The following is a 4,891-nucleotide window of genomic DNA, read 5'->3' as shown; positions in this document are numbered from 1 at the left end:
ATGGGCGTGATGATGCTGGCGGCCGGCGTCGGCAGCGAGGTGACGCTGGAGACCGACGGCGAGCGCGAGCAGGAATGCATGGACGCGCTGCGTGCCTTGATTGCCGACAAGTTCGGCGAAGGCGAATGAACGTGGCCCCCACGGTCGCCCACTGCGTGTGGCTCCCTGCCCCCCGAGGGGGCCGTGTTTCGCCTTGGGGCGGCCCGGCGGCGAAACGGATGCTTCGGAGGTAGCTTCATGACCTTCGCCATCCACGGCCTTCCCGTCGCGCGCGGCGTCGCCATCGGGCGTGCCGTGCTCGTGGCGTCGAGCCGGGTGGACGTGGCCCACTACTTCATCGAGCCCGGGCAGGTGGAGGCCGAGATCACCCGCCTGCGCGACGCGCGCAATGCCGTCAACGACGAGCTGCACCGCCTGCAGCACAGCATCGCCACCATGGGGCCGAAGGAGGCGCCGCACGAGCTGTCGGCGCTGCTGGACGTGCACCTGATGCTGCTGCAGGACGAGCAGCTGATCACCGGCGTGAAGCAGTGGATCCACGAGCGGCTCTACAACGCCGAATGGGCGCTGACCACGCAGCTGGAAATCCTGTCGCGCCAGTTCGACGAGATGGAGGACGAGTACCTGCGCGAGCGCAAGGCCGATCTCGAGCAGGTGGCCGAGCGCGTGCTGCGCTACATGAAGGGCGTGCCGTCGCCGGTGGCGCAGCCGCCCGTGCGCCGCAAGCAGGACCATCTGTCGCAGGACGGCGGGGCCGACGCGCCGCTGGTGCTGGTGGCGCACGACCTGTCGCCGGCCGACATGCTCCACTTCAAGCAGAGCGTGTTCGCCGGCTTCGTCACCGACGTCGGCGGGCGCACCTCGCACACCGCCATCGTGGCGCGCAGCATGGACATTCCGGCGGTGGTGGGCGCGCGCAGCGCCAGCCACCTGGTGCGCCAGGACGACTGGGTGATCATCGACGGCGATGCCGGCGTGGTGATCGTCGATCCCTCGCCCATCATCCTGGCCGAATACGGCTTCAAGCAGCGCCAGGGCGAGCTCGAGCGCGGCCGGCTGGCGCGCCTGCGCCACACGCCTGCCGTCACCATGGATGCCAGGAAGATCGAGCTGCTGGCCAACATCGAGCAGCCCGAGGACGCGACGGCGGCGCTGAACGCCGGCGCCGTCGGCGTCGGCCTGTTCCGCAGCGAATTCATGTTCATGGGCCGCCAGAACCGCCTGCCCGACGAGGAAGAGCAGTACCTCGCCTACCGGCGCGCGGTGGAAGGCATGCAAGGGCTGCCGGTCACCATCCGCACGGTGGACGTCGGCGCCGACAAGCCGCTGGACGACGCGCGCCGCGACGACGCGCACCTGAACCCGGCGCTGGGCCTGCGCGCCATCCGCTGGAGCCTGGCCGAGCCGGAGATGTTCCGCACCCAGTTGCGCGCCATCCTGCGCGCCGCGGCGCACGGCAAGGTCAACCTGCTGATCCCGATGCTGGCGCACGGCTCCGAGATCCGGCAGACGCTGTCCCTGGTGGACTTCGCGCGCGCCGAACTGGACAACCGCGGCATCGCCTACGGGCCGGTGCAGCTGGGCGCGATGATCGAAATCCCGGCGGCCGCGCTCACCGTCAAGACTTTCCTGAAGTACTTCGACTTCCTGTCGATCGGCACCAACGACCTGATCCAGTACACGCTGGCGATCGACCGCGCCGACGAATCGGTGGCCCACCTCTACGACCCCTCCCACCCTGCGGTGCTGCGCCTGGTGGCCGACACCATCGCCGAATGCCGTGCGCAGGGCAAGGGCGTGAGCGTGTGCGGCGAGATGGCGGGCGACGTGCTGTTCACCCGCCTGCTTCTGGGCCTGGGGCTGCGCAGCTTTTCCATGCACCCTGCGCAGATCCTCGCGGTCAAGCAGGAAGTGCTGCGCGCGGATACCGGGCGCCTGCGCGCCTGGGCGCAGCAGGTCATCGACGCCGACGACCCCTCTGCTTTGCTGGGCTGAGCGCACCTGCGCTGCTGAGATTGCCCGACTTCGGTCGCGGTTTTTCTTACTGTCGAGTACCCAATCTATTCTGAATGTATCTATTGGGACTATAAGTTCTACTAATGCGCCTTTCGGATGCGCAATTCCTGGTGCATTTTGATCCCTGTCAATGTTGACAGGGCGTTGGCATTAGCGTTTCCCATTTCCATCTTTTGGACTTCGTCTACCGACGCAATTGCAGGTCCTGTCAAATCTGACAGGGGCAGGGCGGTCAAATAGCGGCTGCGCGACAGTGGCGCTGTGGACGAGCGAAACCGGTGCGGTGCGGCACAGCATCACATGTGTCAATGCGCGTTACATAGGAAGCATGCATTGCAATGGCTGAGGAGTAGATTGCGCCGCTTCTGTCGCTCCGCCGGTGCCGGTCGCACCGCCAAACCCAAGAGGTCTGCGTTGAACGAAGCCACGCGTCTGGCGCCTCTGCCCGAGGCATCGGAATCTGAGGCAATTGCCGTCCCGACCGGGGAATCGCCTCCCGGTTCGCACCGGCCCCACATCCTGGGCCACTACGCCAGGCCGTTGCGCATCCGCGCCGCGAACGAGCACACCGTGCCGCTGGAACTGCTGGCGGCGCTGGCGGCGATGGAGCTGTCGGCGCGCCTGGGCCGGCGCCTCCCGGTGAGCGTGAGCCATGCCGCCCCGGCACTCGGTGCCGGCGATTTCGCTGGCGTTGCCGCTCCGGCAGCGCAGCGGCTGCTCGCCTGGCCCCAGTGGGACGACCAGCGCGTGCGGCACGACGCCGCGCGCGCCTCCACCTGGCTGCTGGACGCCGCCGACACGGTGGCGCTCGCCAGCGGCACGCCCGGCATCGCCGTGGAAATCACCGGGCAACAGGTTGACACCGGCGTCGAGCAGGCCTGCGCGCAGGTGCGCATCCTGTGCCGCATCGGCAACGGCACGCTGCTGGTCACCGCGCTGTGCGACATCCACGACCCGTGGGCGCCGGCCTGCGGCGCGCTGGCCGAAACCTACGCCGAGATCCTGCACGCGCTGCTGGCCGATCCGGCCAAGGCGCCGGCGCAGGCCGAGGGCATCAGCGACGACTCGCGCGCCTGGGTGCTGGGCGCGCTGTCCGGCCGCGCTTATTCCCATGGCGACTTCGTCGCCGTGCCGCAGATGGTGGAGGCGAGCACCGACCGCCATCCGCAGCGCACCGCCTTCCACTTCGCGGACCGCTCGCTCAGCTACGGGCAGTTCGACCAGCTCGCCAACGCGCTGGCCGCCACGCTGGCCGAACGCGGCGTCGCGCGCGGCGCGGTGGTGCCGGTGCTGCTGTCCAACAGCCTGGAAATGCCGGTGGCCTACCAAGCGCTGATGAAGCTGGCCGCGGCCTTCGTGCCGCTGGACCCCGGCTGGCCCGTGCAGCGCCTGCAGGCCGCGCTCTCGGTGCTGGACGCGCCGGTGGTGCTGTGCATGGACACGGACGCCGTGCCGCCCGAATTCCGCGCGCGGGCACTGCCGCTGGATATCGCCGCGCTGCAGCCGAGCGCGCGCCGCCCCGGCGTGGCAGTGCGCCCGGACGACGCCATCTACGGCATCTTCACCTCGGGCACCACCGGCCTGCCCAAGTGCGCGATCAACAACCACCGCGGGCTGTCCAACCGCTTGCGCTTCATGAGCCGCTACTTCCACGGCGGGCGCGACACCGGCTGCGTGCTGCAAAACAGCAAGCACATCTTCGATTCGTCGGTGTGGCAGCTGTTCTGGCCCCTCAGCTACGGCGGCGAAGTGGTGATCCCTCAGACCGGCGCCTTCCTCGACCTGGAGGAGACGCTGGGCACCATCGAGCGGCACCGCGTCTCCATGACCGACTTCGTGCCCAGCGTGTTCAACCAGGTGGTGGAACTGGCCGAGCGCGACGCCGCGATGCGCGAGCGCCTGTCCACGCTGCGCGAGCTGGTGGTGGGTGGCGAGGAAATCACGCCGCGCATGGTGCACAAGCTGCGCGCGCTGCTGCCGCAGCTGCGCGTGACCAACGCCTACGGGCCGACGGAAACCTCGATCGGCATGGTGTTCCATCCGGTGGAGACCGCCGACGGCGGCGAGATCCCGCTGGGCCGCCCGATCGACAACTGCCACGTGGTGGTGGTGGACGAGGCCCTGCGGCCGCTGCCGCAGGGGGCCTGCGGCGAGATGCTGATCGGCGGCGTCTGCGTGGGCGACGGCTACCTGCGCGACGCGGAGCGCACGGCGAGCGTGTTCGTCGACAACCCGTTCCCGAGCATCCCGGGGCCCAGGCTGTACCGCAGCGGCGACCTGGGCTGGTTCGACCGCCAGGGGCGGCTGCGCTTTTCCGGCCGCAAGGACTTCCAGGTCAAGGTCGGCGGCGTGCGCATCGAGCTGGGCGAAATCGAGTCGGCCGCGCAGCAGCTGGCCGAGGTGCACCAGGCCAAGGCGCTGCTGGCCGGCGGCGAGAGCAAGGCGCTCGCGCTGTTCGTGACGGGCGACGACGGGCTGGACGCGCTGGCGCTCACGCGCCAGCTGCGCGAGCTGCTGCCGCGCCACAACATGCCGCGCCACGTGCTGGTGCTGCCGAAGATGCCGATCAACGACAGCAACAAGGTGGACCGCCTGGCCCTGGAGCGCCTGCTGCAGGACCACCTGGCGCAGCAGCGCCCGACGGCGGCCTGCACGCAGAAGCCGCCGGCCGACGCGCTGGTGGCGCAGGTGCTGGGTGCCTTGCGCGACGCCCTGGAGCGGCGCGACCTGCAGCCCGGCGACAGCTTCTTCGACGCCGGCGGCAATTCGCTGCAGGCGCTGGGCGTGGTGCTGCAGCTGGAGCGCGCCTGCGGCGTGCGCCTGAGCGTGCAGGACCTGTTCGAATGCCCGACCGCCGAGCGCGCCGCCGAGCGCG

At 69.7% G+C, this 4,891-nt stretch carries 3 protein-coding genes; all 3 read left to right on the top strand.

The window, feature by feature from the left end; all coding sequences use genetic code 11:
• A partial coding sequence (locus H0U68_RS04690; protein ID WP_296353169.1) for an HPr family phosphocarrier protein occupies positions 1-129 on the top strand: 129 nt, incomplete at its 5' end.
• Positions 130-237: 108 nt separating this feature from the next.
• Complete coding sequence (gene ptsP, locus H0U68_RS04685; protein WP_296353167.1) at positions 238-1,995, top strand: phosphoenolpyruvate--protein phosphotransferase; 1,758 nt, start codon at positions 238-240, stop codon at positions 1,993-1,995.
• A gap of 561 nt (positions 1,996-2,556) precedes the next feature.
• On the top strand, positions 2,557-4,891 hold a 2,335-nt coding region (locus tag H0U68_RS04680; protein WP_296353166.1), incomplete at its 3' end, for a non-ribosomal peptide synthetase.

It is taken from the genome of Ramlibacter sp., assembly GCF_013697775.1.
In the GTDB taxonomy this organism is placed as follows: Bacteria; Pseudomonadota; Gammaproteobacteria; order Burkholderiales; family Burkholderiaceae_C; genus Ramlibacter.
This window is presented reverse-complemented; position numbering and strand designations above follow the sequence as displayed.